The following is a 26056-nucleotide window of genomic DNA, read 5'->3' on the forward strand; positions in this document are numbered from 1 at the left end:
GTCTCATGGCTGTGACCCTTGGCCAATCTGGTCGTTTCATAAATTTGCCACTCGGTCAGGCGCTGTCCGAAGACGGGTGTAGTAAGTCGCCAGCGCCACCAGCACCAGCAAGACCGCGAGCAGTACGGCCGAAGACCCGACCGTCCCGAAATCCAGACCGCCTTTTTCATAAGGCTTGGTCAGCACATCGCCCAATGTCGCGCCGAATGGCCGAGTGAGCACGAAGGCGAGCCAGAACAACATCACCGAGGACAGCCTGGTCGTAAAGTGCAAAACAGTCACCAGCGTGATGGCAGCACCGATCAACAGTGCGCCGCCGGCAAAACCAAGCCCCGAGTCGTCCGCCAGATAATCACCCAGTGCGGTACCCAGGGTATTGGAGACCAGAATGGCAACCCAGTAAAAGATTTCGCCTTTCAAGGTGGTGATGCGATTCACCGAGAGTGATTTTTCGCTCATATACCAGGCGCAGAAAATAGCCATCAGCGCGGCGATCAGAATCGCGGAACCCATGGCGTAACCCAGCCCCAAGGTTCGATCCATGAAGTCCGACATCGTGGTGCCTGCCGTACTGGTGGAAAGAATAACGATCCAGTACAGCACCGGATGGTATCGCCTGGACGCCAGTTGCGTGACCAGGGTAATCACGAACACGCTGATCAATATCATTGAACTGATCGCATAGCCGACATTCAAGGTCATGGACAACAGATCGCCGGCGGTTTCGCCCAGCGTCGTTGCACAGATCTTCATGACCCAGAATGCAAACGTGATGTGTGGCAGTTTGTTCATGTTATCTACCTGAGTGGCCAAGGCGAGAGGACGTGTCACAGGGCGCGAACAGGCTCTGTGAGGTGCCCTATGATCAGGGGCCACATGTTTGAAATATGTCAGGCAGAAATGAAAAAACCGCTCAGGGCCAAGGCGTATTCGACTGCGCCACCTCCCCCGTCCAGCCCAATAACCCTTGTTTGAAGCCATGACTGGCCGCCTGGTAATAAGCAATCGCGCGGGCAACCAGTGGATCACTGGCACTGGATAACTGCTCGCGGCTTTCTCCCAGCGCATCGTCGTGGCGACGCAATCCGTTACGCGGACTCAGGATGGCAAGGTTGTTTCCGTCAAACAGGCCCAAATGCTGATAATTGCCAAGGACCACCCGAGGCGGCAGATCAGACGCTACCCGCAGATCGCGCCCGAAGAATGTCGACTCATAGCTGAGGTTCAGCAAGCCCAACAACGTAGGTGCCAGGTCTATCTGGCTCGCCAGCTGGGCATCTTCTGCGGGTTGCACCCACTGGGGAGCGTAGATAAACAGCGGAATCTGGTAGTTCTCCACCGGCAGATCCTCCTTGCCCGCACTGCCGGCCGTGTGATCGGCGACGAATACAAAGATCGTGTTATCGAACCATGGCTTGGTCCGGGCCGCCTGCAAGAACTGGCCAATTGCATAATCGGTGTACTTCACCGCCCCGTCACGGCCCTTGCCCGATGCGATATCGATCCGCCCGGCCGGGTAGGTGTAAGGACGGTGATTGGAGGTGGTCATCAGTTGCAGCAAGAACGGCGTGTTCGCTGCAAAATCGGCGTCTGCCAGCTTGAGGGCCTGTGCATACAAGTCCTCGTCGGCCATGCCCCAGGCATTCTTGAAGGAGATATCGGCCTCGGCAACGCTGCTTTGATCGACGACCCGGTAGCCATTGCCGCTGAAAAACGCATTCATGTTGTCAAAATAGCCGCGCCCGCCGTAGACAAATACGCTGTCATAACCGACCGCCGCCAACTGCTGCCCGAGGCTGGCAAAACCGCTTTCGCGCCCGATCCGCTTGACGATCGAACGGCCCGGTGTGGGCGGTATGGAAAGGGTTATCGCTTCCAGGCCCCGGTCGGTGCGCGTTCCGGTCGCATAAAAATTATTGAAATAAAGACTCTGCTTGCGCAGCGCATCAAGGTAGGGGGTCAGATTACGGGTGTCGCCATTGCTGCCCAGGTATTTGGCACTCAAGCTTTCGATCGTCACCAGAATGATGTTGGGCCTGCGCACCTCGCCCGCGTAAGTCACGCGGCGCCGAATATCCATCGGGTCTGCGGCGATGAAAGCCGCCTCGCTGTCGGCCAGCTCGGCACGAATCTGCCGACCTGCCTGCTGCGCTGGAAGGCTGGCAAAAAATTGTGCGTAGTCGAGTTCATTATTACGAAACGCCGCGAAGAACTGATAAGGCCCGTTACTGGCCAGCTCGCTTTTGTAAGCATTACCGCCCTTGGCCCGAGGGTGCTCCTGATCGACCAGTAAAAGACTGATACCGGCGGCGGCAAAGAGTGCCAACAGTGCAACTGCGCGTTGACGCCAACCAGGTAAAGGCGCGCTGAGGATGCGCCGCAGCAAGGGGCGCAGTAGCCAGGTCACGACCAGCGAAACCGCTGCAATCACAGCCAATAGCGTACCGATGGGGTACGACTCGAGCAGGTTGTTCAAGACCTCGTCGGAATACACCAGGTAGTCGACGGCAATAAAGTTGAACCTGACCCCGAATTCGTCCCAGAACAGCCATTCGGCAACGGCGGTGAACAGCATCACGAAAACCGTCACAAACAGCAGCAGTTGCAGCGCCCTGCGGTGCCATCGCGACGACCATAGTGCCGGCGGGCACACCAGCACGTAGAGGCCCAGAGGCAGGATGGCATAGGCCAGAAAGCTCAGGTCATAAAGCAGTCCTGTCGCGAAGATGGATACGTAAGCGCCCCCAGCCTGGTCAAGATGACCGACTGTCAGGACCACACGGGTGAGTACAAAGACAAACAACCAGATGAGTGCCACCAGCCGCAGAAAGCGGATGGGCGCGTAACGCCATTGAATCATGTGAACGTCCTTTTATTGTTCTTCACCCGACGATCCGTGCCGGGTGTAAGCAGAGTGAGCCAGGACGATTAAAGCAACAGATTGCTTATCAGGCCAGTTTCCTCATTGGGCACTCACCGTCCAGGAAGGCATGCAAACGGTCGGGCGCTCGAATATTCGATAAAACTTTCCGAGAGCTCATTACTCACACCTTGTAACGACTTCGCCGGCACCGACCGTAAAACAGCGGAGCGTCACCCCTGATGAGTGAGGAGAACCACCATGAACAGCCTTAACCAGGCCCCGCAACTGTCCGACGTCAGCACCCTGCGCGAACGCGCGCGGCACAATGTGGAAAACGGCGCGGTCACCGAAGGCTACAGCGCTGATCGGGAAACCATCCTGCGTCTGCTTAACGAGTCGCTGGCCACCGAACTGGTCTGTGTGCTGCGTTACAAGCGCCACCACTACATGGCCACCGGTCTCAAGGCCAGCGTCGCGGCGGCTGAGTTTCTGGAACACGCACAGCAAGAAGCCGAGCACGCCGACAAACTGGCCGAGCGCATCGTGCAACTGGGCGGCGAGCCGGAGTTCAACCCCGACACCCTGTCGAAGAATTCCCATGCCCAGTACGTGGCCGGTAATAACCTCAAGGAAATGGTCTACGAAGACCTCGTCGCCGAGCGCATCGCCGTGGACAGCTACCGCGAGATCATTCAGTACATCGGCGAATCGGACCCGACTACCCGTCGTATCTTCGAAGACATTCTGGCCCAGGAAGAAGAACACGCCGACGACATGGCGGACATTCTGGCGGATCTGTAACAGGTTCGACCGAGACAACGCGGCCGGCTACCGGCCGCGTTATCGATCCAATACCATGGCGGACTCCCCAGGCATCCGGAGTTTTGTCCCGCCGTGATCACTCGTCCGCAAAACCCAGACACGCTCACGCTGCTGTTTTCCCTCAAGGGTTCGATCATCCCGGCCATCTGGCGCAAGGTGCTGTTTACCGTGCTGATCAGTACTGCCGTGGTCGCCGTGCATGGCACCGTGTTCAGCTTCAAGTTCAGCCTGACGGCCACGCCCTTTACGCTATGGGGCCTGACGCTGGCGATCTTTCTCGGTTTTCGCAACACCGTGGCCTACCAACGCTTCTGGGAGGCGCGAACGCTATGGGGCGAGATGCTGATCGTCAGCCGCAATCTGACCCGCCAGACACGCAGCCTGCTGCCAGCGCTTAGCGCCGAACAGCGCCGGTCACTGGCCGATGGATTGATTGGCTTTGCTTATTTGCTTAAACAGCATTTGCGCGGCAGTGCGCCAGGCGATCAGGAGCAACGGCTGATGGGCGCCGATGCCGAGACAGTCTTGAGCCGCCAGAACCCACCCAGCGTCTGGCTCGGCTTGCTGGGCGAACGCTATATGGCCGCTGCCCGGCACGCGAAGGCCGCCGATGTCGTGGCGGTGAATATCGATCAGCAGCTCAGCCGCCTTTCCTACGTGTTGGGCGGCTGCGAGCGGATCAAGACCACGCCCATTCCGTACCCCTATATCTTGTTGCTGCATCGCACGGTACATGTGTATTGCCTGTTGCTGCCCTTCTGCCTGGTCGACAGCATCGGCTGGTTCACACCACTGGCGGTGTGCATCCTGGCCTACACCTTTTTCGGCCTCGATGCGCTGGGCGACCAGATCTCTGACCCGTTCGACACCCAGCCCAACGACCTGCCGCTGGAAGCCATGTGCCGCAGTGTCGAGATCGCCGTGCTGGAGTTGCTCGACCAACCCACGCCACCGCCGGTTCAGGCGGTGGATGGGGTGTTGCTTTGATCGGCGCCCTGCGCCTTATTTCACCGTCTTGTTCAATTTCCCCGCCCTGATCTGCTCCAGCAACGGTGTGCACTGGTCCGGCTCGTTATCACCCGTGGCAACCAGTGCCAGCAGGCTGGCAGCGGGACCTGCAGCAATACCCAAGGCAACCATACCCGCGCCGCGCAGCAGCAACGGGCCGGTTTTCACCCCGGCGTTGGGCTTGGCGAACGGGCCGTTGACGTACAACGGCGAGCGCAGCGAGAACACCCGGAAACCTTTGGATTCAGGGTTGATGTTCAGGTCCAGTTGCTCGGTTTTGAGGTTGGCGGTACCGGTGATGTGGATGATCGCGTTTTCGGTGTCGAAGACGAACAGACGACTGTCGGCCAGACCGTCCTTGATGCCGAAGTCGGTCACTGCGCAGTTGATCTTCACTTCCTTGTCGCCAAACAGCTCGCCGACCACGTAGTTGCCGACGTTGAGCCCGGCAATTTCCATCAGGCCACGACTGATCGCGCCGTCGTTGATCAGCATGCGCAGCTCGCCGTTGGCGGTGCCCAGCAAAGCGGCCACCGAGTTGCCCCGACCACTGATGTCGGCATCGCCGTTCAGTTCGCCGAAGCTGGTCTTCATCGGCTCGAAGGTGGGGAACAACTGCTTGAGCTTGAAGCCACGCGCAGTCAGTTTGGCCCGGCCCTGCAACGGCTGAGCGCGTCCGTCCAGGCGAATATCGACATCCAGCTTGCCACCGGCCACGCCAAAGCGCAGCGGTTTAAGGCTGAGCTGGCCATCGTCGAGCAACACATGGGTATACAGGTCGGTAAACGGCAGGTCCGGGCTTTGCACGATACGCTTGCCGGTGAACTCGACATCGGCGTCCATGGCGCGCCAGCGGGCGGTTTCGAAGGTCTCGACCGGCAGCACTTTGCTCGACGGCTGCTTGCTTTGCCCGCCGCGTTTTTTCTGCTCGGCGTTGGAGTCGGCGCCAATCAACGGCGCGAGATCGCTGAACAGCAACTGATCGGATACCAGCTTGCCGGTCAGCTTGGGCCGTGGCTGGCTGGCGACGAAGCCCAGGTCGCCATGAATATCGCTGTTGCCGATCTTGCCGTTGAAGCCTTCGTAACGAAAGCTGGCGCCTTGCGGGTCTTTGAGGCGCGCAATCAGGCGCCCGTCGGTGGAGTACGCCCCGGAATCGGGCAGGGTCACGCCGGTCAATGGGTACAGGTTGCTCAGGCTGGCGCCTTCAAGCTTGAGGCGCAGGTCGAGCGCACCGAAATTCTGCGGGTCGGTCAGGGTGCCTGCGATCACCACATGGGTGTCGCCGATGCGCACATCGCCCTGCACCGGGAACGGCTGCGTGGCGTCCTTGAGTGCCAGCAAGCCGCCGACCTTGCCGTTGCCGGTCACGGCCTGGCCGCGATACTGGCCCTTGGTGGTGAAGGCAAACGCATAGTCCTGCGGCACAAGGCCTTTGTCGGCGGCTTTTTTGGCCTCCTTGCCGCCGACGATGTCACTGAAGGGGATCGGCTTGCCCAGCGGGGTGATGACCGCTTCCATCTGCGTGTTCAGGGTCTGGTCCTTGAAGTTGACCAGGCCCTTGTCGAACTTGATCGAACCGATGTCCAGCACCCAGGCCGACGGCTTGGCATCCGGGTCGGACGCTGGCAAATCGAATACCCAGTTGGCACGACCGTCGGCCAGGCGCTCCAGTTTTGCGTCGGGGCCGGTCAGTTCGATACGCGGGATCACCACCTGCTGTACCAGCAACGGCAGGGGCGACAGGGTAAAGGTGACTTGCTTGAGGGTGACCATCTGCGGCTGCTTCGACCAGTCGGGGTTGCCCAGGCTCAGGTCCTGAGCAACAAACCGTGGCCACGGCACCCATGCGCGCCAGCCGCCCTCTTGGGTCTGGCGCTGCCAGTGCACGCTCAGGTCGCCATTGATTGCGAATGGACGGTTCAGCGCCTGGCTGACCTTGTCGTTGAGCATCGGCTTGATGCGGTTCCAGTCGAAGGTGGCAATCACCACGATCAGGATGGCCAACAGGGCAATCAGGCTGCCCGCTGTCCAGGCGATAATCTTGCGGCTGCGCGTCATTGCACAAATCTCCTAAAACCAGCGCGCCATCCGGGGCGCGCCGAAAACGACATATCGCTTAGGACTCTTGAAAGTCCAGAGGGTTTGACCCAATCGTGAATCAAATTAGGGCGTGCTAAAGTGCGGCGCAGTTTATCGCCAGAAGCACCGTGTAATGTCAGCCCGCGCCGAACAAAAGCAACAGACCCGCAAAGCCCTGCTTGAAGCCGCTCACCGGCTGATGGAGAGCGGGCGCGGATTCGCCAGCCTGAGCCTGCGCGAGGTGGCGCGCACCGCCGGTATCGTACCGACCGGCTTCTATCGGCACTTCGACGATATGGACCAGTTGGGCCTGGCGCTGGTCACCGAAGTGGGCCAGACCTTCCGGCAGACCATCCGTCTGGTGCGGCATAACGAGATGGTCATGGGTGGCCTGATCGAAGCCTCGGTGCGCATTTTTCTTGAAGACGTGACGGCCAATCGCGCGCAATTCCTGTTTCTGGCCCGCGAGCAGTACGGTGGCTCGCTCAAGGTGCGCCAGGCGCTGGCCGCGCTGCGCGAAGGCATTGTTGCCGACCTTGCGACCGACCTTGGCAAGATGTCCAAGTGGCAGCACCTGAGCAGCGCCTCGCTGGCGATCATCGCCGACCTTGTGGTCAAGAGTGTGTTTGCCATGCTGCCTGAACTGATCGACTCCCCCGCCACACCGCTGGCCGCGCACCAGACGCCGCAGGCCAAGATTACCGAGCAGTTGCGCTTTATCTTTATGGGCGCCCGGCACTGGCGCGGCCTGAATCACTAGGACAGATTCGGCACCATTTCGATACAGACTTGCCAGACCGCACCAAAATAGCGCGAAAAAATGCTCTAAATCCGTATTCCAGACGCCCTGAAGTGGCTTTTTGCTCACTCAAGGCACGTTGGCAAGCCCCTTGCTCTGTCATGAAGCATTGCCAATCGCTGGAAGCCTGCCAATGCTGGTCATTCATAAACGCATCGAAGCCCGGGATCACTGGGACGCCGAATTGCTGCTCACCTTCGAGGCGCGTAGCAAAAGCCGCCTGCGCTGTTTCAGCACCGAGCAGGAAGATGTCGGCCTGTTCCTGGCCCGCGGCCAGTCACCGCTGCACGATGGCGAATGCCTGCAAGCCGAAGACGGGCGCATCGTGCGCGTTCGCGCCCGCCCCGAGCAACTGCTGCATGTCACTTGCAGCAGCGCGTTCGAGCTGACCCGCGCCGCTTATCACCTGGGCAATCGCCATGTCGCGCTGCAAGTGGGCGATGGCTGGCTGCGTTTGCTCGACGACTATGTGCTCAAGGCCATGCTCGACCAGCTCGGCGCTCGTTGCGAAACCCTTGAGGCGCCTTTTCAGCCGGAGCACGGTGCTTATGGCGGTGGCCATCACCATTCCCGCGCAGGCGAAGAAGACTTCAACTATGCGCCGCGCCTGCACCAGTTCGGCGTGCGCACATGAACAATGCCTGGGCGCTGTTGCGCCTGGCCAGCCCGCAATTGCCGATCGGCGGCTACAGCTATTCACAAGGGCTGGAACTGGCGGTCGACAACGGCCTGGTGCATGACTCGCTCAGCGCCCGGCGCTGGATCAGCGATCAGTTACTGCTCAACCTGGCGCGCTTCGAGGCGCCGCTGCTGCTGGCGCATTGCACGGCTGCCCTTGAGCAAGACTGGGGACAACTGCTGCAACTGAGCGAAGAACACCGCGCCAGCCGGGAAACCCGCGAGCTGCATCAGGAAAGTCGGCAGATGGGCTATTCGTTGCAGCAACTGCTCAACGGCCTGAGCGAACTGGACCTGCCGGCGCGGCGCTTTCTGCAACAAATCGGCGAACCGCATATCGCCCTGGGCTGGGCGCTGGCCGCCCGTGCCTGGCAGATCGAGCCGCAGGAAGCGCTGGCCGCCTGGCTCTGGAGCTGGCTGGAAAACCAGCTGGCGGTGCTGATGAAAACCTTGCCGCTGGGCCAGCAGGCCGCGCAGCGCCTGACCAGCGAACTGCTGCCGGCGCTGCAACAGGCCCGCCAGCACGCAACGAGCCTGGGCTGCCCGCAATGGGGCAGCGCGCCGTTTGGCCTGGCGCTGGCCAGCATGGCCCATGAACGTCAATACAGCCGGTTGTTCCGGTCCTGAACCCTTGGAGAACACAATGAACAGCCAACCCCTGCGCGTCGGTATCGGCGGCCCGGTCGGATCCGGCAAGACCGCCCTGACCCTGGCGCTGTGCCTGGCACTGCGCGAGCGCTACAACCTGGCGGTGGTGACCAACGATATCTACACCCGCGAAGACGCCGACTTTCTGGTGCGCAACGAGGCCCTGGCGCCGGAGCGCATCATTGGCGTCGAGACCGGCGGCTGCCCGCACACGGCGATTCGCGAAGATGCCTCGATCAATCTCGAAGCGGTCGATCAGCTCAACCGGCGTTTTCCGGGCCTGGACCTGATTCTGGTCGAGTCCGGCGGCGACAACCTGTCGGCCACGTTCAGCCCGGAACTGTCGGACCTGACCATTTATGTGATCGACGTGTCGGCCGGCGACAAGCTGCCACGCAAGGGTGGGCCGGGCATCTGCAAGTCCGACATGCTGGTGATCAACAAGATCGACCTGGCCGATCTGGTCGGCGCCTCGCTGGAGATGATGGACCGCGACACGCGCAAGATGCGTGGCGAACGGCCGTTTGTGTTCAGCAACCAGAAAACCGGCCAGGGCCTTGAGCAGATCATTGCCTTCATCGAACGCCAGGGCCTGCTGACCCCGGCCGCCTGAACCTCATTGCCCAAGGAGAACCCACGCATGAACGTCTCGAAAACCCTTGCCGTTGTGGCCTTGCTGATCGCGCCCGGCCTGGCCTTTGCTCACCCAGGCCACAGCGACAACGGCCTGATCGCCGGCCTCGGCCACCCGCTGGGCGGCCTGGATCACCTGCTGGCAATGTTGGCTGTCGGCCTGTGGGCGGCGCAACAGAGCGGTGCCGCACGCTGGGCGCTGCCGGTGACGTTTGTCGGCGCCTTGCTGGTCGGCGGCCTGTTGGGCTTTGCCGGGCTGCAACTGCCGGCACTGGAAAGCGGCATCGCCGCCTCGGTGCTGGCACTGGGCCTGGCGGTGGCACTGGCCGTGCGTCCGCCCTTGGTACTGGCAGTGATTGCCACGGCTATCTTCGCCTTGTTCCATGGCGTGGCGCATGGCCTTGAACTGCCGGAAATGAGCAGTGCCTGGAGCTATGCCGCAGGTTTTGTCGCCGCCACCGCCGCCCTGCATGCCGCCGGCTACGCCGTGGTGCGTTATCTGCCGCAGGCCGCTGCACCGTTGGTGCGTGTGGCCGGTGCCGCTTCGGCGATGGCCGGTGCGTGGTTGCTGGCGGGCTGATCGCTTTTTCGCGGCCACGGGGGTGCGCGGCCTGTTAACATTGCGCGCACCCGATCCTGCCGTGACGCCAGCCGATGACCCACGCCCCCAGCTCCGCCCCCCAGCCTGAACTGACTGCGGTTTTCGCCGCGCTACAGGCGCACTTTCTCCACGTCATCGTGCCCTTGTGGCAAGGCCCCGGCTGGAACGCCGCCCTCGCCCTGCCCTACGAGGCTGTGGATAACCATCATCAGCCTTTGCCGGTGCAACGCTATCGGGCCATGGCCTGTGCACGGCAGTTGTTTGTGTTCTCCAGCCTGATCGGCAACCCTGATATCAAGGAAGCAGAATCGCGCGCGCATGCTCTGTTTCGCTCGCTGCAACGGCATTTTCACGATGCCGAGCACGGCGGCTGGTTCTACAGCATCGATGCCCAGGGCGCACCGCTGGACCGGCGCAAGGATCTGTACACCCACGCCTTTATCATTTTTGCCTGTGTGCATTACTGGCAGCGTACCCGCGAGCCTTTGGCAGAGTCGGTGCTCAATGCGGCCCTGAATGTAGTGCGCGAACGCTTTGCCGATGGACAGGGTTTGTACGAAGCCTGCCTGGCCGAAGACTGGTCGACGCTGGGCACCGGCCCTTTGCAGAACCCGTTGATGCACCTGGCCGAAGCCTTTCTGGCCACCCTGCACGTACGCGCCGACCCTGGGACCGCCGGGTTGCTGGACGGCCTGCTCAAGCATTTGCATGAACGCTTCATCGATCCGGCCAGTGGCCTGATGCTGGAGAAACCGCGCGGGGCTGTGGATAACTGGTACGAACCGGGGCATCAGTTCGAGTGGTTCTTCCTGCTGCAATCGTCCCCCGAACTGCACGGCAAGCCCCTGCACCGTGCGCTCGACAAAGCGTTTGCCCAGGCACAGGTGCAGGGCGTCGATGCGCACAGTGGCGGGGTCAGCGGGATGCTCAAGCTGGATGGTAGCGTGATCGACGGTACCCGGCGCATCTGGGCTCAGGCCGAATACCTGCGCGCGCTGGCCCTGCGCGAGGGCGCCCAGACCGACCTGTTGCGTCAGGCGCAAACCCTGCAGCAGGACTTTCTACATGCCAAGGGCTGGCATGAATGCCTGAATGAAAAAGGGCATGTCAGCCGCAGCGACATGCCCTCTACCACGCCTTATCACCTGGCGACCTGCTATATCGGCCTGGCCGACTACCTGCAGAACCGGTAAAGAACGGAGGCGATCAACCGCGGTTACGGTCGATCGAAAAACCGGCCCAGGTCTGGCTCACCGGCATCAGTTCCAGGCTGTTGATGTTGACGTGAGCCGGGGTGTTCATGATCCAGAAGATCGTGTCGGCGATGTCCTGCGGCTGGATCGGTTCGGCGCCGGCGTAGGTGGCGTCGTACTTGGCCTGGTCGCCATTGAAGCGCACCAGCGAGAATTCGCTTTCGCACAGGCCCGGCTCAAGATTAGTCACCCGTACGCCCGTACCGACCAGGTCATTGCGCAGGTTCAGCGAGAACTGGCCCACGAAGGCCTTGGTGCCGCCATAGACGTTACCGCCTGGATACGGGTAGTTGCCTGCCACCGACCCCAGGTTGACGATGCTGGCGCCACGGCCATGGCCGATCAGGCGCGGCAGCAGCAGGCGCGTGGTGTAGACCAGGCCCTTGATGTTGGTGTCGATCATGGTTTCCCAGTCGTCCAGATCGCACTTGGGCGCCGGATCGATACCCAGCGCCAGGCCTGCGTTGTTGATCAGCCCGCGAATGGTGGCGAACTCTTCAGGCAGGGTCGCAATGGCGCTCTCGATGGCCGCACGGTCGCGCACGTCCAGTTCCAGGGTCAGCACCCGGGTCTTGGCCGACAATTCGGCCTGCAGGGCTTCCAGGCGCTCTTTACGACGGCCAGTGAGTACCAGCGACCAGCCGGCCTCGGCGAAACGGCGGGCACAGGCTTCGCCAAATCCGGAAGTGGCCCCGGTAATGAATACGGTGGAAGTCATTTCGTTCTCCTGAAAGGGCGCGTGCGCGCAGCCTGTTGATAAGTAACAAGAGCGGCAGAATGCCCGTGCCAGCGGCTCCGGATCAAGTCCGACGGGCAAACAGGCGTGTAATGGCGGAGTATTTGAGCAAAATTTGATCAATCCTGCGCAAGCCAGGCACTACGGGGGCTACAGAAGGTTTTGCTCACCTTATCCACAGTCAGGCCCACAGTCTCTGGGGGCAAGTGCTAATCGGTGAAAGCCTCGCATTCCGGGGGCTGCAGCGCTGGACGGCAGGTTTTTCACTTGACTTGCGCGGGCGCTATGTAACATCTCGGTCATACAGAAAAAAGCAAAATGTCCTGCAGGCCGCTGATAGCGCTGGATTGCGCGGTCTTTCCAAGGCTTTCCCACAGACTTATCCACAGGTCGACAACACTTTTAGACTGTATGAATAAACAGCCTTTCAGGCGTTGACAAACTGCCTTTAACCCCACCCGGAAAGCACTGTTCATTTTTTGATCGCAAGCCTGCAAGCCTTGTATATAAAGGGCTACAGCCAGCTACCACCAAGTTATCAACAGCCGGCTCCACAGTAATCCTGAACAAGTCGAAAGTATGACAAAACAGGCCTGAACAGCGGTTTTATGTCGCGCTGTAGCCGACTTGCAAAAAGGTTTTCCACAATTTGAAAAAAGCCCCGGGCGGAAAACCGGCCGGGGCGTCTGTGGACAAGTTGCGAAAGCGTTAATGCCCGCCCAGATAAGCGTTACGCACCTCTTCGTTGCTCAGCAGCTCCTGGCCACTGCCTGTCAGGCGAATTTCACCGTTGACCATCACGTAGGCGCGGTCGGACAGTTTCAAGGCATGGTTGGCGTTTTGCTCGACCAGAAAGATGGTCATGCCGCCAGCCGCCAGCTCGCGCAGGGTCGAGAAGATCTGTTTGACGATGATCGGCGCCAGGCCCAGGCTCGGCTCGTCGAGCAGCAACAGTTTGGGCCGGCTCATCAGTGCACGGGCAATCGCCAGCATCTGTTGCTCACCGCCCGACATGGTCATGGCACGCTGGTTACGGCGCTCCTTGAGCCGCGGGAACAGCTCGAACATGCGCTGCATGTCTTCGGCGCAGTGCTTGTCGCCAATCGGGATGGTGCCCATCAGCAGGTTTTCTTCCACCGACATGTCGGGAAACACCCGGCGACCTTCCGGCGACTGGGCGATGCCATTGGAGGCGATGTAGTGCGACGACTTCTGGGTGATGTCGGTGCCCTGATAGATGATCTGCCCGCCGGCCGCCCGCGGCTGGCCGAAGATCGACATCAGCAGCGTCGACTTGCCCGCGCCGTTGGAGCCGATCAGGCTGACCGTCTCGCCTTCGTTGATGTGCAGCGAGACTTTCTTGAGGGCCTGGATCGGCCCGTAGAACACATCGATATCCTTCATTTCGAGGATCGGGTTGCTCATACCAATTCCTCTTCATCCGCGCCCAGGTAGGCGGCGATCACTTTCGGATCGTTACGTATCTGCTCCGGTCCGCCCTTGGCAATCACGTTGCCATGATCGAGCACCACGATGTCGTCGGAAATGCCCATGACCATGCCCATGTCGTGCTCGATCAGCACGATGGTCATGTCGTGCTCGTCGCGCAGCTTGCGGATCATGCCGCTCAAGGCTTCGGTTTCCTGCGGGTTGAGGCCGGCCGCCGGCTCGTCCAGGCAGATAACCTGCGGACGTGTGCACATGGCGCGGGCGATTTCCAGGCGGCGTTGCTGGCCGTAGGACAGCTCGCCGGCCAGACGGTTGGCGCAGTCGACAAGATCGACCACTTCAAGCCAGTAGAACGCAGTGTTCAGCGCGTCTTCTTCGGCCTTGCGGTAGCCACGGGTGTTGAGGATGCCGCTGATCAGGCTGCGATTGACCCACATGTGCTGGGCCACCAGCAGGTTTTCCACCACCGACATTTCCTTGAACAGGCGAATGTTCTGGAAGGTGCGGGCAAGGCCTGCGCGGTTGACCAGGTGGGTACCGCCGAACATCTTGTAGTACACGCGGCTGATGAAGCTGGCCGGCGACACGAAGTCGGTGGGCTGGAACGACTCGCCCAGCAGCTTGATCACGTTGGTAGTCTTGCCACGGGTGTGCAGCTCGATGCGCCCGCCAGTGGCCTTGTAGAAGCCGGTCAGGCAGTTGAACACGGTGGTCTTGCCGGCGCCGTTGGGGCCGATCAGGGCGAAAATCGAGTTGCGGCGCACCTCAAGGCTGACATCGCTGAGCGCCTTGATACCGCCGAAGTGCATCATCAGGTGCTCGACCGAAAGAACGATTTGATTGCTCATCGGGCAGCTCCTTCCTGAACCAGGGCACCTTTGCGTGGTTTGACGCCGGTACGGCTGATACGAATCAGGCCGCGTGGCCGCCAGATCATCATCACCACCATCAGGATGCCGAACAGCAGCACGCGGTATTCGGCGAAGTTGCGCAGCAGCTCAGGGGTAATGGTCAGCACGAACGCTGCGATCACCACACCCACCGTCGAGCCCATGCCGCCCAGCACGACGATGGCCAGGATCAGCGCCGACTCGAAGAAGGTGAACGAGGTCGGGTTGACGAAGCCCTGGTACGAGGCAAAGAACACCCCGGCCAGGCCTGCGGTCGAAGCGCCGATGGTGAAGGCCGAGAGCTTGACCAGCACGTGGTTCAGGCCCATCGAGCGGCAGGCAATCTCGTCTTCGCGCAGCGCTTCCCAGGCACGACCGATCGGCATGCGGGTCAGGCGATGCTTGATGAACAGTACTGCCAGCACCACCAGGAACAGCACGGTGTAGATGAACAGGAATTTCAGGTCGCCGTTGTATTCGAAGCCGAAATACTCGTGGATCGGAATCCCGCCGTCTTTGGCTCGGCGGCCGAACTCCAGGCCGAAAAAGGTTGGCGACGGCACCGGTACACCGTTCGGACCGCCGGTGAACGACAGCCAGTTGTTGAGCACCAGACGGATGATTTCACCGAAGCCCAGGGTCACGATGGCCAGGTAGTCACCGTGCATGCGCAACACCGGAAAACCGAGGATGCACCCGGCCAGTGCCGCCGCAATCGCCGCCAGCGGCAAGGCCGACCAGAAGCCCAGGCCCAGGTACTGGTAGCCCAGCGCCAGACCATAGGCGCCGATGGCGTAGAACGCCACATAGCCCAGGTCGAGCAGGCCGGCCAGACCGACGACGATGTTCAGGCCCAGGCCCAGCAGCACGTAGATCAGCCCGAGAATGACCACGGTCAGCAGGTACTTGTTGGCAAAGATCGGGAACACGATGGCAATCACGATCAGCGCCGGAATGATCCAGTACAGGCTCGACTTGTGATCGGGCTTGAGCACATGCACACCTGAACCGCCCGACTCGATGCCCGCCGCAATACGCAGGCCCTTCGGGGTTTGCAGGAACAGGCTCAACAGCAGGCGGCCGACCATGACCACCCCGACCAGCGCCGCGACGCGGCCCGGTTGCAGGTTGAAGCTGTAGCCATCGAGCACCACGCCGACGACCGGACCGAAGACGATGAGCGCCAGCAAACCGGCCAGCACCGCATCGATCAGGCTTTTCTTGTAATCGATTGGTTTGATAGGAGCAGACATGCTTACACCTTAGCCACGAGTGGGCGACCCAACAGGCCCTGAGGACGGAAGATCAGAATCAGCACCAGCAGGCCGAAGCTGAACACGTCTTTGTAGTCGGAGTTGATCAGGCCGGAGAACTGCGCCTCGGCAACGCCCAGAATCAGGCCACCAAGCATCGCACCCGGCAACGACCCGATACCGCCCAGCACTGCAGCGGTGAACGCCTTGATGCCGATCACGAAGCCTGCGTAGAAGTCGAAGGTGCCGTAGTTCATGGTGATCAGCACACCGGCCAGCGCCGCCATGGCGGCACCGATGATGAACACGTAGGAAATCACCCGGTCGGTGTTGATGCCCAGGATCGACGCCATCTTGCGGTCCTGCTGTGTGGCGCGGCACATGCGGCCCAGCTTGGTGCACTTGATGATGTAGGTCAGGATCGCCATGCCGGCGAAGGCGGCGATCAGGATGAAGATCTTGGTGTAGGTGATCTGCACGAAACCGCTGCCGATCTCGAAGCGCCAGGCGCCTTCGAGCAGCGTCGGGACGCCTTGCTGGCGTGCACCCTGGCTGATCTGCGCGTAGTTTTGCAGGATCAGGGAAATGCCGATGGCGCTGATCAGCGGCGCCAGGCGGGTCGAGTTGCGCAGCGGCTTGTAGGCCACCCGCTCAATCACGAAGCCGTAGACGGCGGTGACCACGATGGTGAATGCCAGCGTGCCCAGAATCAGGAAAGGGAACGACTCCATGCCGAAGAACGACAGGACCGCCAGACCGATAGCGGTCAGGTAGGCGGAAATCATGTACACGTCGCCGTGGGCGAAGTTGATCATGCCGATAATGCCGTAGACCATCGTGTAGCCGATGGCGATCAGGCCGTAGACCGACCCGAGGGTCAGGCCGTTGACCATTTGTTGCAGAAAAATACCGTCCATCACGCACGCTCACACACTTGAAGGCCGCTCAGGGTCCTGCCCGCCGCTCCCCTTGATGGAGGCGGCGAACAGGTAGTCAGGCTCGGAAGAAATCCGGGGCCACGGCTGTGGCACCCGTATCGGGATTACTTCTGTTTTTCGAGTTGCTTGTACTTGCCTGTAGCGTCCCACTGGTAGACGACGTAGTCGGAGACCTTCAGGTCGCCCTTGGCGTCCCAGGTCTTCTCGCCCATGACGGTCTTGACCGGGTTGGCCTTGAGCCATGCAGCGGCCGCATCGCCCTTGTTCGACTTGGCACCGTTGAAACCGGCGGCCAGGGCCTGCAACGAAGCGTAAGCGTAGAGGGTGTAGCCTTCAGGCTCGTAACCGGACTTGCGGAACTCGTCGACCACCGCCTTGCTGTCTGGCAGCAGACGCGGGTCGGCGCCGAAGGTCATGTACACGCCATCGACGTATTGCGCGCCGCCAGCGGTGGTGACCAGTTCGTCGGTGACGATGCCGTCGTCGGACATGAACTTCACGTCCTTGAGGCCCTGCTCGCGCAACTGGCGAACCAGAGGGCCGGCTTCCGGGTGCAGGCCACCGAAGTAGACGACGTCGGCACCGGTGGAGCGGATCTTGGTGACCAGGGCACTGAAGTCTTTCTCGCCACGGGTCAGGCCTTCGTACAACACTTCTTTCACGCCACGCGCGGCCAGTTGCTTGCGGGTCGCGTCGGCCAGGCCCTGGCCGTAGGTGTCCTTGTCGTGGATGACGGCGATTTTCTTGCCTTTGAGCACATCGACGATGTAGTCGCCCGCCACGATGCCTTGCTGGTCGTCGCGACCGCACATGCGGAACACTTCTTTCAGGCCGCGCTCGGTCACGGTCGGGTTGGTCGAGCCTGGGGTGATGGCGATCACACCGGCGTCGCTGTAGACCTCTGAAGCCGGGATGGTCGACGAAGAGCAGAAGTGCCCGACCACACCGATCACCTTGTCCTGGTCAACCAGGCGGTTGGCCACGGCCACGGCCTGCTTGGGTTCGCAGGCATCGTCGCCTGGCACCAGCACGATCTTCTCGCCATTGACGCCGCCCGCCTTGTTGATGGCATCGGCAGCGGCCTGTGCGCCCCTCATATACTGTTCGCCAAACGAAGCATTGGCGCCGGTCATCGGACCGGCTACACCGATCTTCACGTCCGCTTGCGCAAAAGACGACACGCCCAATGCCGTTGCCACTGCGATTGCAAGAAAGCCTTTCCGGTAGAACGTCTGCGACATGAGTGGTGCTCCTGGGTTTTTTTAGTTAGCACTGCGACTACGAAATTGCTTTGAGCAAGCGCCGTGCCATCATTTTTTATTTTTTCAAAACTCAACGCCGGGATGACATTCGGTCATCGGCGGGCCAGCAACACAAGGAGGTGCAACCCTCTAATTCAAGCAGTTGCAACCCAAAAGAAAAACAGTACAACCAAGACAAGCAAAAAGCAGCAACCCACCCCTCCAGAGATGGGCAACCAGACGGTAACCGGATCTGTCACCGAAGTGCACACCGACGGTGCGAGTGCGCTACGGGACGCACCATTTTGAGATTAGTGGATTGTGGCCGTAACGCCGGAATTTGCTGCCCGGATGCACGGTTGATCCAGTGGATATTGATAACCGGGCATGAGGCGCGGGGCAAACGAGGTTTGGGCGGGACGTCATTCCGTTTGGGCATGAATGACGTTCCATCGTGCTCACGCTCAAGGCTCATCCCAAAAGGTGGCGTATTTGAGCCGATCAATCGTATCGCCCGCATAAAAGGAGAAAGGACGGCCAAGATCCGCAATCCTTTTTTCGCACTCAAGGTAGGGCTGCCATTGTGTGAGGGGCTGGGCACCCGCTACAGGCTCGTCAACATGACCGAAAACAAAGCCTGCACTGTCGATCATCCTGAGCACCGGCGTACCGTCTCTGTAGGTGAGCGATCGCTTGGATGGGGCCATGTTGAGCCGTACCTCCACGCCCCGCTCATCCAGCAACCGGGCAAGACTTGCATCCTTGAGTTTCAGGCGTGCATTCAAAGCAATCTGTGGCGCTTCCTGAGTATCGGGCCGGGTGGTGAGGTGCATCTCAAGCCCTTTTTCGTCCGTGAAGCGACTTCCCGGCAATGGCGCAATGCTCTCGTAGCGATCAGGAACCGGTATTTGCAGGAACGCGCCGATATAACACAGTGACTGCCTTTGCTCCGACGCACGTCGCCAGTTGATTCCGGTCGTTTCGATACCTGCCTGTGGCCCTGCCTCGATGCGCAGCCAGTCGTGGGTAAACTTGATGGCCGAGACACTGATAGAACGTCTCAGCGCTGCGAAATCAATACGCTTGGCCGCCTCAAACCTGGGCGTCACTGTCAGCGTCATCTCGAAGTTGACCTGATCACGGGCCTGCAGAATACCAATCAGGTAGGCCTTGATAATGGCTCGCGTCTCGGGCGTAAGCGCGGCTTTTCTGACGTGTACATGTAACGTGGCCCGGTCATCGCTGTCCACGACGATGTCCAGATCGTCAGGTTTTATTCCTAGCTTCCACAGGCCCGCTTGCAACTGCCCGACATAGCGGCGCTTCGGCACGCCTGCATCGGCAGGCAGTCGATCCAGATAAGAGCGGCCAAATTCCAGCGTCGCGAGTTTTTCCCATGGAAATATCGAGTCGCAGCCCGTCAGAATCAAAAGGCTGGCGATAACGCATAAAGCGGTTTTTCTCACACACTCTCCTGTAGTGCCCGGCAGCCTGGGCAATCAATCATTCTTCCTGTGTCAAGCGCTGCCACCTTACAGGCAGCACATTCAGAATCCACCGAAAAACCTTTTTAAATCCCCCTCACCCGTCCACCGCTGGCATCATGTCGCTCTCGGTACGCGCATCGATCAGGCGGCTGACCCTTGAGCTTCGCGCTGCCGGACCTATTTCTTGTCCAGGCTGCGCCGTGCGCGCAGCCCTGCCGGAGTCACTTGATGAGCGAGAGCGCTTTCTCAGAACGCATCGTGCAGAACCTGATCGACACCGATTTCTACAAACTCACCATGATGCAGGCGGTGCTGCACAACTACCCCAACGTGGATGTGGAGTGGGAGTTTCGCTGCCGCAATGGCGAGGACCTGCGCCCTTACCTGCCGCAGATCCAGCAACAGATCGAGCGGTTGTGCGAGCTGTCACTGGGCGATGAGCAGTTGGGGTTTCTGGAGGGCATCAGCTTTCTGAAGCCTGATTTTCTGCGTTTTCTCGGGCTGTTTCGCTTCAATACCCGTTACGTCAAAGCCAGCATCGAGAACGACGAGCTGCGCATTCGCCTGCACGGTCCGTGGCTGCATGTGATTCTGTTCGAGGTGCCGCTGCTGGCCATCGTCAGCGAGGTGCGCAATCGCCAGCGGCATCCGCACATCCTGCTCGATCAGGCTCGCGACCAGTTGCATGCCAAGTTCGACTGGCTGAGCGCCAATGCCGCGCCCGATGAACTGGCCGAACTGAAAGTGGCCGACTTCGGCACGCGCCGGCGCTTCTCTTATGCGGTGCAGGAAACCGTGGTCGATGTGCTCAAGCGTGACTTCCCCGGCCAGTTCGTCGGCACCAGCAATGTGCATCTCGCGCAAAAGATGGACATCAAGCCGCTGGGTACCATGGCCCATGAGTGGATCATGGCGCATCAGCAACTTGGGCCGCGGCTGATCGACAGCCAGAGCGCCGCGCTCGATTGCTGGGTGCGTGAGTACCGGGGTTTACTGGGTATCGCGCTGACCGACTGCATCACCACCGATGCCTTCCTGAGCGATTTCGACCTGTACTTTGCCAAGCTGTTCGACGGCTTGCGGCATGACTCGGGCGACCCGGTGAAGTGGGCCGAAAAATGCATCGCTCACTACCACAAGCTGGGCATCGACCCGATGAGCAAGACGCTGGTGTTCTCCGACGGCCTGACGCTGCCACGGGCGCTGGAAATCTTCCGTGCCCTGCGCGGGCGCATCAACGTCAGCTTCGGTATCGGCACCAACCTGACCGCCGACATTCCAGGCGTCGCGCCGATGAACATGGTGCTGAAGATGACCGCGTGCGCCGGCCAGCCGGTGGCGAAGATTTCCGATGAGCCGGGCAAGGCCCAGTGCAAGGACCCCAACTTCGTCGCCTACCTGCGGCATGTGTTCAAGGTACCGGCAGAGCCCGGCCAGTAAATCTTTTTTCCACAAGGAGCGTTCCATGCAAGCCCTACAACGCCAGATCGCCGAACAGCTCAAGGTCCAGCCGCCGTTTGCCGATCAGGCGGCCCTGCAGGCCGAAGTGACCCGCCGGGTCGAGTTCATCAAGCAGTCACTGCACAATGCGCGCCTCAAAACCCTGGTACTGGGCATCAGCGGCGGCGTCGACTCGCTGACCGCAGGCCTGCTGGCCCAGCGCGCGGTGCGCGAACTGCGTGAAAGCAGCGGCGACAATGCCTACCGCTTTGTCGCAGTGCGCCTGCCGTATCAGGTCCAGCACGACGAGCACGAAGCCACGGCGGCCGTGGATTTCATTGCTCCGGATGAGCGTCATACGGTGAATATCGGGCCGAGCGTCAAGGCGCTGGCCGCCGAGGTGCGGGCGTTTGACGAGCAACACGCCAGCGCGGTTGATTTCGTGGTGGGCAATACCAAGGCGCGGATGCGCATGGTCGCGCAGTACACCATCGCCGGCGCCTATCAGGGCCTGGTGATCGGTACCGACCACGCGGCTGAAGCGGTGATGGGTTTCTTCACCAAGTTCGGCGACGGCGCCTGCGACATCGCGCCGCTCAGTGGCCTGGTGAAAAACCAGGTGCGCGCCATTGCACGCAGCTTCGGTGCGCCGGAATTTCTGGTTGAAAAGGTGCCTACCGCCGACCTGGAAGACCTCGCCCCCGGCAAGCCGGACGAAGCCTCGCATGGTGTGACCTACGCCGAGATCGACGCCTTTCTGCATGGCGAGCCGGTGCGCGAAGAAGCCTTCCGGATCATCAGCGAGACCTACGCCAAGACCCAGCACAAGCGTGAGCTGCCTTACGCACCGTAATGACCGGTGTTATTTGAGGATCACGTCGCCGCGCATCATCGCGACGTGGCCCGGGAAGGTGCAGAAGAAGGTGTATTTTTGCGCCGGATCAAGCTGAGTGGCGTCGAAAGTGACCGAGTCGCTTTCGCCGCCGCCGATCAGTTTGGTGTGGGCGATGACACGTGTATCGCCTTCCTTGATGTGATCCTTGTCGATGCTGGCGCTCATGCCATCGGTAGCAACGCCTTGCACGTCATCGGTCTTGCTCAGCACCCAGTTGTGACCCATGACGTTTCTTGGCAATGAGCCGATGTGCTTGAGCTCGACGGTGAAGGCCTTGCAGCTCTTGTCGATTTCGACGCTCTGGGTAGTGAACTGCATCATGTCGTTCGACTCGACCGTCGCCTTGCACTCGGCGGCCAGCAACTGACCGCTGGCGAGCGTCAGCACAGACGCCGCCAAAAGTTTGCCAATCATCTACATCTCCTTGGAAGGGTATTCGGTATGGCTTGCAGACTGCCTGATCCGGCCCCCGGTTCCAAGAACCTGCGCCAACATGACTCACCGGCCGGCGATCCGCTTTAGCTCGTAGGACCAATGCCGATCAGTTAAGCCACGACGCGGACCTGTAGGAACCCACCCGCCGCCACGGCGCCGCGCTGTCGCACAGCAAACATTGGATCGTAGGAGGGGCCGGTCGGCGTCCCGATCTGCCGGAATGCCAGACCACGGCGACCGAGTGCGCTCCTATCAGGTCGGTGCCAGACGGAAAATGGGTGAAAACCGGCTTAACTGGTCGGTATTAGCTCGGACCGGCTTTAGCCGGGAAGCAGACGACGCATATTCGCGGCTGAAGCCGCTCCTACGACGGCCAGTACCACCGATACCGTGTCAAAACTCGATCGGCATCACGGTGACGCTGACCTCGGGATCGTGGCTGCCGCCGCCCAGAATCACCCCGCGCAGTGGCGAGACATCGGAGAAGTCGCGGCCCCAGGCCAGGGTGATGTGCTCCAGGGCCGGCTGGATATTGTTGGTCGGATCGAAGTCGACCCAGCCCAGCGTCGGACAGAACACCGATACCCAGGCGTGCGAGGCGTCGGCGCCGATCAGCCGTGGCTGGCCGGGTGGCGGCTGGGTCAGCAGGTAGCCGCTGATATAGCGCGCCGCCAGCCCACGCGAACGCAGGCAGGCGAGCATCAGGTGCGCAAAATCCTGGCAAACGCCGCGGCGGCGCTCCAGCACTTCGACCAGCGGCGTTGCCACCTGAGTGGCTTCGGCGTCGAAGGTGAATTCCTTGAAGATCTTTTCCATCAAGGCCTGCGCGCCAAGCAATACCGGGCGCCCCGGTACGAAGCAATCGTCGGAGAAATCGGCGAACGCACGCTTGAGGTGAATATAAGGCGACTGGAAGCGATACCGCGAAGCATCCAGCACGTTCGCCTCCATGGGCAGGGCACTGTAGGTCAGCGCGTTGCGCGTCAGTTCCCAGGCCGCAGAGCACTCGAAGTCCAGCTGCGGACGCTCCAGCACTTCGACGCGCAGTTGCGCATTGATCTGCAATTCATCGTGTGGGCGCTCGAAGGCCAGGCGGGTTACCGGGTTGCCAAACACATCCAGCTCGTCGCGGCGCATGGTCGGCACCGGGCTGATGTCCAGTTGCTGCTCGATGCAGCGCTGCCACGGACTGTTGCGCGGCCACAGGTGCGCCAGTTGCTGAGCCAGGGACACCGGGCTGTCGTAGTGGTAGTGGGTATCGTGAAAAATCTGGTAATGAGCACTCATCAGACGGACACCGTACGCTGGCTGACATCATCGACATGGGCAAAGTGGCGCAGCGCCAGGCGATCGGACACCAGACCGCTGGCATCGCCCACCGCTTGCAGCAGATCGGCCAGCGCCTGCAACGCCGACTCTACGCCGCTGTCGCCGAACAACGGGTTTTCCAGGTTACCCAGGTCGACACTCGCCAGCCGCCGGGCCAATACAGCCAGGGTATTGTCACGCGGCGAATCGAACGTCTCGTTAAGGCGCCGCAACGAACGCGACACTTGCTTGAGCTGGAACAGCACGGCATGCGGGTTCTGTTCGTCGAGCAGCAACAGGTCGAGCACCGGAATCAATTGCGGCACCGCCATGTAGCGCGAACGATAGGTGATGCTGCTGTTGCCCAGCTCCAGCAGCCATTCCAGCGCCGGCTGGTCCTTGACCGCCGCGCCGCGCAAGAACGCCGCCAGGGTGTTGCTGAGAAAGCGCAGGCGCTCGATGCGCCGGCCGATCATCAGAAAGCTCCAGCCCTCGTCGCGGGTCATGTCGTCCAGGGCAAACCCCGACAACGCCGCCAGCGACATCACCAGACGGTTGAGAAAATCCAGCAGTTCGCCGAAATCCGGCTCTTCGGTTTCCAGGCTCTGCGCCTCGCGTTGCAGCTCGACCAGCGCCTGCCAGTTTTCCCGGGACAGCTTGCCGCGCACTTGCGAGGCCGCCCACTGCAAACGCTGCAGGCTGGCGCGCAGGCTGAACACCCAGTCCTCGCCCAGCACGGCGGTCAGCAGGCGCTGCTCCAGTGTCTCGTCCTCTTCGGCCTCGGGCAGCAGGCCCAGGCGTTCGGCCAGTTCGACCGCTGCCTGCAAAGCCAGCGGGTCGTCGCCGTCGATATAGCGCGCCAGCATGATGCGCAACAACCGGGCGCTGTCGTCGCAACGCTCGCTGTAACGACCGAACCAGAACAGGTTTTCCACCACCCGCGACGGCAGGTAAGGGTCACGGCGAATCAGGTCGTGCACGCCGATGCTGCGCCGGCCTTTCCAGGGTTCGCTGGGCTGGGCACGTTCGCCCAGTACCCAGGTGTCCTTGCTGGCCCCGCCGCGCTGCATCGAGACCACGTCGGCGTTGGCCTGCGCCGCCACCCGGGTCAGGCCGCCGGGCAACACCCGGTAACCGTCGTCGCTGGCCACGGCATACAAACGCATACCGATCGCTCGTGCCTGCAAGCCGGCGCCATCGCTCTGCAAGACCGGCGCCTGGGACAACTGCGCCAGTTCCTGGGCCACATAAGCATAGGGGCGTGCCTGAATACGCCGCGCCAGCGCTTCACGCTGTTCGTCATCGAGGTCACGGCCGAACACCGGGACAAAGCGCTGCGATGGAAACGCCGGCTTGAACAGCAGGTCGGGCAGCTTCTCCAGCGCCTGCTCCAGCACCGGCGGCTCACCGCACCACCAGGTCGCAATCGACGGCAGCAGCAGCGTCTCGCCGAACAGGTACTCACAGATTTTGGGCAAGAAGCCCAACAGCCCCGGCGACTCCAGCACGCCGCTGCCCAAGGCATTGGCGACCAGCACATGGCCCTGGCGCACCGCCTCAAGCAGCCCCGGAACGCCGAGCGCCGAGTCGGTGCGCAGCTCCAGCGGGTCGCAGAAGTCGTCGTCGAGCCGGCGCATGATCGCGTGGACCCGGCGCAACCCGCTCAGGGTCTTGAGATAAACCCGGGCGTCACGCACCGTCAGGTCGCCGCCTTCAACCAGCGGATAACCGAGGTGGCGAGCCAGGTACAAGTGTTCGAAATAGCTTTCGTTGAATCGCCCCGGCGTCAGCAGCACCACCAGCGGCGCTTCATCACCCGCTGGCGCCTGGCGAGCCAAGGTCTGTTGCAAGGTGTCGAAGAAGCCCGCCAGGTGGCGGACCTTGAGGTCGCGGTAGATTTCCGGCAGGGCGCGGGCGACGCTCTGGCGGTTTTCCAGCGCGTAACCGGCCCCCGAGGGTGCCTGGGTGCGGTCGGCGGTCACCCACCAGCGACCGTCCGGGGTGCGCGCCAGATCCACCGCGTACATGTGCAAAAAAGTGCCTTCCGGCGGTTTCACGCCCTGACACGGCCACAGGAAGTTGTCATGACCGAACACCAGTTCGGCCGGCAGCAAGCCTTCGGCGATCAGGGTTTGCGGGCCATAAAGATCAGCCAGCACGGCATTGAGCAGGCGCGCGCGCTGGGCGATGCCGGCTTCGATCTGTTGCCATTCGTCTGCGGCAATCACGTGCGGCAGCAGGTCCAGCTCCCAGGGCCGGTCGGCGCCCTTGGGGTCGGCATAGACGTTGTAGGTGACGCCGTTTTCCTGAATCTGCCGGGTCAACAGCGCCTGACGCTGCACCAACTGCGTCGAACTGCTGCGTTGCAGATGGGCGTGCAAGCGCCGCCAGTGCGCGCGCAGCGTGCCTGGGGCGTCGAGCATCTCGTGGTAGGTCCCCGACGAAAAGGGGTAACGGTCAAGCAGATCAGGCATGCAAAGCTCGGCAGATTGCAAAGAGGACGACAGGTTAACTCGCACGGATTTCATTTACGGTGCTACCGATATGCAACGGCCCGCCGCCTTGCATGGGGTGCAAGGCGGCGGGCCGCCAGTCGC

The 26056-nt window shown here is 61.2% G+C and carries 23 protein-coding genes; 10 read left to right on the plus strand and 13 right to left on the minus strand.

Annotation, left to right across the window (positions count from 1 at the left end; translation table 11 throughout):
- Positions 1 to 36: 36 nt before the first annotated feature.
- Entirely contained in the window at positions 37 to 792 is a 756-nt protein-coding gene (locus ACYP2A_RS15960) for a COG4705 family protein (protein WP_459746433.1), read from the minus strand.
- Between the two features lie 121 nt (positions 793 to 913).
- Positions 914 to 2860: an LTA synthase family protein gene (locus tag ACYP2A_RS15965; protein ID WP_459746435.1), complete on the minus strand. Its 1947-nt coding sequence runs from the start codon at positions 2858 to 2860 to the stop codon at positions 914 to 916.
- Between the two features lie 261 nt (positions 2861 to 3121).
- On the opposite strand from ACYP2A_RS15965, the gene ACYP2A_RS15970 reads away from it, so the two are divergent.
- Both ACYP2A_RS15970 and ACYP2A_RS15975 read left to right on the plus strand, forming a co-directional pair.
- Positions 3122 to 3664: a ferritin-like domain-containing protein gene (locus ACYP2A_RS15970; protein ID WP_459746436.1), complete on the plus strand. Its 543-nt coding sequence runs from the start codon at positions 3122 to 3124 to the stop codon at positions 3662 to 3664.
- A 93-nt stretch (positions 3665 to 3757) separates the two neighbouring features.
- Positions 3758 to 4672, plus strand: a complete 915-nt coding sequence (locus tag ACYP2A_RS15975; protein WP_459746437.1) for a bestrophin family protein — start codon at positions 3758 to 3760, stop codon at positions 4670 to 4672.
- A gap of 15 nt (positions 4673 to 4687) precedes the next feature.
- Here the strand turns inward: ACYP2A_RS15975 and ACYP2A_RS15980 are convergent, their stop codons facing one another.
- Entirely contained in the window at positions 4688 to 6754 is a 2067-nt protein-coding gene (locus ACYP2A_RS15980; protein WP_459746438.1) for an AsmA family protein, read from the minus strand.
- A gap of 154 nt (positions 6755 to 6908) precedes the next feature.
- Here ACYP2A_RS15980 and fabR point away from each other — a divergent pair, with 154 nt between their 5' ends.
- The 6 genes from fabR (at position 6909) to ACYP2A_RS16010 (ending at position 11327) form a co-directional block, all read left to right on the plus strand.
- Positions 6909 to 7535 carry an HTH-type transcriptional repressor FabR gene (gene fabR / locus ACYP2A_RS15985; protein WP_459746440.1) on the plus strand — a complete coding sequence of 209 codons (627 nt, stop codon included), beginning with the start codon at positions 6909 to 6911 and terminating at the stop codon, positions 7533 to 7535.
- Positions 7536 to 7707: 172 nt separating this feature from the next.
- On the plus strand, positions 7708 to 8208 hold the full coding sequence (gene ureE, locus ACYP2A_RS15990) for an urease accessory protein UreE (protein WP_459746442.1): 501 nt from the start codon (positions 7708 to 7710) through the stop codon (positions 8206 to 8208).
- On the plus strand, positions 8205 to 8879 hold the full coding sequence (locus ACYP2A_RS15995; protein ID WP_459746443.1) for an urease accessory protein UreF: 675 nt from the start codon (positions 8205 to 8207) through the stop codon (positions 8877 to 8879). Before ureE ends, ACYP2A_RS15995 begins: the two co-directional genes overlap by 4 nt.
- Before the next feature lie 16 nt (positions 8880 to 8895).
- The gene (gene ureG, locus ACYP2A_RS16000; protein ID WP_459746445.1) at positions 8896 to 9513 is read left to right on the plus strand and encodes an urease accessory protein UreG; all 618 of its coding nucleotides are present in this window, start codon (positions 8896 to 8898) and stop codon (positions 9511 to 9513) included.
- A 27-nt stretch (positions 9514 to 9540) separates the two neighbouring features.
- Entirely contained in the window at positions 9541 to 10113 is a 573-nt protein-coding gene (locus ACYP2A_RS16005; RefSeq protein ID WP_459746447.1) for a HupE/UreJ family protein, read from the plus strand.
- A gap of 74 nt (positions 10114 to 10187) precedes the next feature.
- On the plus strand, positions 10188 to 11327 hold the full coding sequence (locus ACYP2A_RS16010) for an AGE family epimerase/isomerase (RefSeq protein ID WP_459746448.1): 1140 nt from the start codon (positions 10188 to 10190) through the stop codon (positions 11325 to 11327).
- Between the two features lie 13 nt (positions 11328 to 11340).
- Here the strand turns inward: ACYP2A_RS16010 and ACYP2A_RS16015 are convergent, their stop codons facing one another.
- From ACYP2A_RS16015 to ACYP2A_RS16045, 7 genes are all read right to left on the minus strand, one after another.
- Complete coding sequence (locus ACYP2A_RS16015) at positions 11341 to 12105, minus strand: SDR family oxidoreductase (protein ID WP_459746449.1); 765 nt, start codon at positions 12103 to 12105, stop codon at positions 11341 to 11343.
- 726 nt (positions 12106 to 12831) lie between these two features.
- Complete coding sequence (locus ACYP2A_RS16020; protein WP_459746451.1) at positions 12832 to 13548, minus strand: ABC transporter ATP-binding protein; 717 nt, start codon at positions 13546 to 13548, stop codon at positions 12832 to 12834.
- On the minus strand, positions 13545 to 14420 hold the full coding sequence (locus ACYP2A_RS16025) for an ABC transporter ATP-binding protein (protein WP_459746453.1): 876 nt from the start codon (positions 14418 to 14420) through the stop codon (positions 13545 to 13547). Before ACYP2A_RS16025 ends, ACYP2A_RS16020 begins: the two co-directional genes overlap by 4 nt.
- Positions 14417 to 15715, minus strand: a complete 1299-nt coding sequence (gene livM / locus ACYP2A_RS16030; protein WP_459746454.1) for a high-affinity branched-chain amino acid ABC transporter permease LivM — start codon at positions 15713 to 15715, stop codon at positions 14417 to 14419. Before livM ends, ACYP2A_RS16025 begins: the two co-directional genes overlap by 4 nt.
- A gap of 2 nt (positions 15716 to 15717) precedes the next feature.
- Positions 15718 to 16632, minus strand: coding sequence for an ABC transporter permease subunit (locus ACYP2A_RS16035; RefSeq protein WP_459746456.1), 915 nt, complete (start codon positions 16630 to 16632; stop codon positions 15718 to 15720).
- A gap of 125 nt (positions 16633 to 16757) precedes the next feature.
- The gene (locus tag ACYP2A_RS16040) at positions 16758 to 17894 is read right to left on the minus strand and encodes a branched-chain amino acid ABC transporter substrate-binding protein (RefSeq protein WP_459746458.1); all 1137 of its coding nucleotides are present in this window, start codon (positions 17892 to 17894) and stop codon (positions 16758 to 16760) included.
- Between the two features lie 464 nt (positions 17895 to 18358).
- Positions 18359 to 19360, minus strand: coding sequence for a hypothetical protein (locus ACYP2A_RS16045; RefSeq protein WP_459746459.1), 1002 nt, complete (start codon positions 19358 to 19360; stop codon positions 18359 to 18361).
- 249 nt (positions 19361 to 19609) lie between these two features.
- Here ACYP2A_RS16045 and pncB point away from each other — a divergent pair, with 249 nt between their 5' ends.
- Positions 19610 to 20821, plus strand: coding sequence for a nicotinate phosphoribosyltransferase (gene pncB, locus ACYP2A_RS16050; protein WP_459746460.1), 1212 nt, complete (start codon positions 19610 to 19612; stop codon positions 20819 to 20821).
- A 25-nt stretch (positions 20822 to 20846) separates the two neighbouring features.
- Entirely contained in the window at positions 20847 to 21674 is an 828-nt protein-coding gene (nadE, locus tag ACYP2A_RS16055) for an ammonia-dependent NAD(+) synthetase (RefSeq protein WP_459746461.1), read from the plus strand.
- 9 nt (positions 21675 to 21683) lie between these two features.
- Here nadE and azu read toward each other — a convergent pair whose 3' ends face one another.
- The 3 genes from azu to ACYP2A_RS16070 all read right to left on the minus strand — a co-directional run bounded on the left by azu (position 21684) and on the right by ACYP2A_RS16070 (position 25933).
- Complete coding sequence (gene azu / locus ACYP2A_RS16060; RefSeq protein ID WP_459746462.1) at positions 21684 to 22130, minus strand: azurin; 447 nt, start codon at positions 22128 to 22130, stop codon at positions 21684 to 21686.
- A gap of 414 nt (positions 22131 to 22544) precedes the next feature.
- Positions 22545 to 23438 (minus strand): transglutaminase family protein, encoded by an 894-nt coding sequence (locus ACYP2A_RS16065; protein ID WP_459746463.1) that lies wholly within the window; start codon positions 23436 to 23438, stop codon positions 22545 to 22547.
- The gene (locus tag ACYP2A_RS16070; RefSeq protein WP_459746464.1) at positions 23438 to 25933 is read right to left on the minus strand and encodes a circularly permuted type 2 ATP-grasp protein; all 2496 of its coding nucleotides are present in this window, start codon (positions 25931 to 25933) and stop codon (positions 23438 to 23440) included. Before ACYP2A_RS16070 ends, ACYP2A_RS16065 begins: the two co-directional genes overlap by 1 nt.
- Positions 25934 to 26056: the final 123 nt, after the last annotated feature.

This window comes from Pseudomonas sp. 3A(2025) (genome assembly GCF_054589175.1).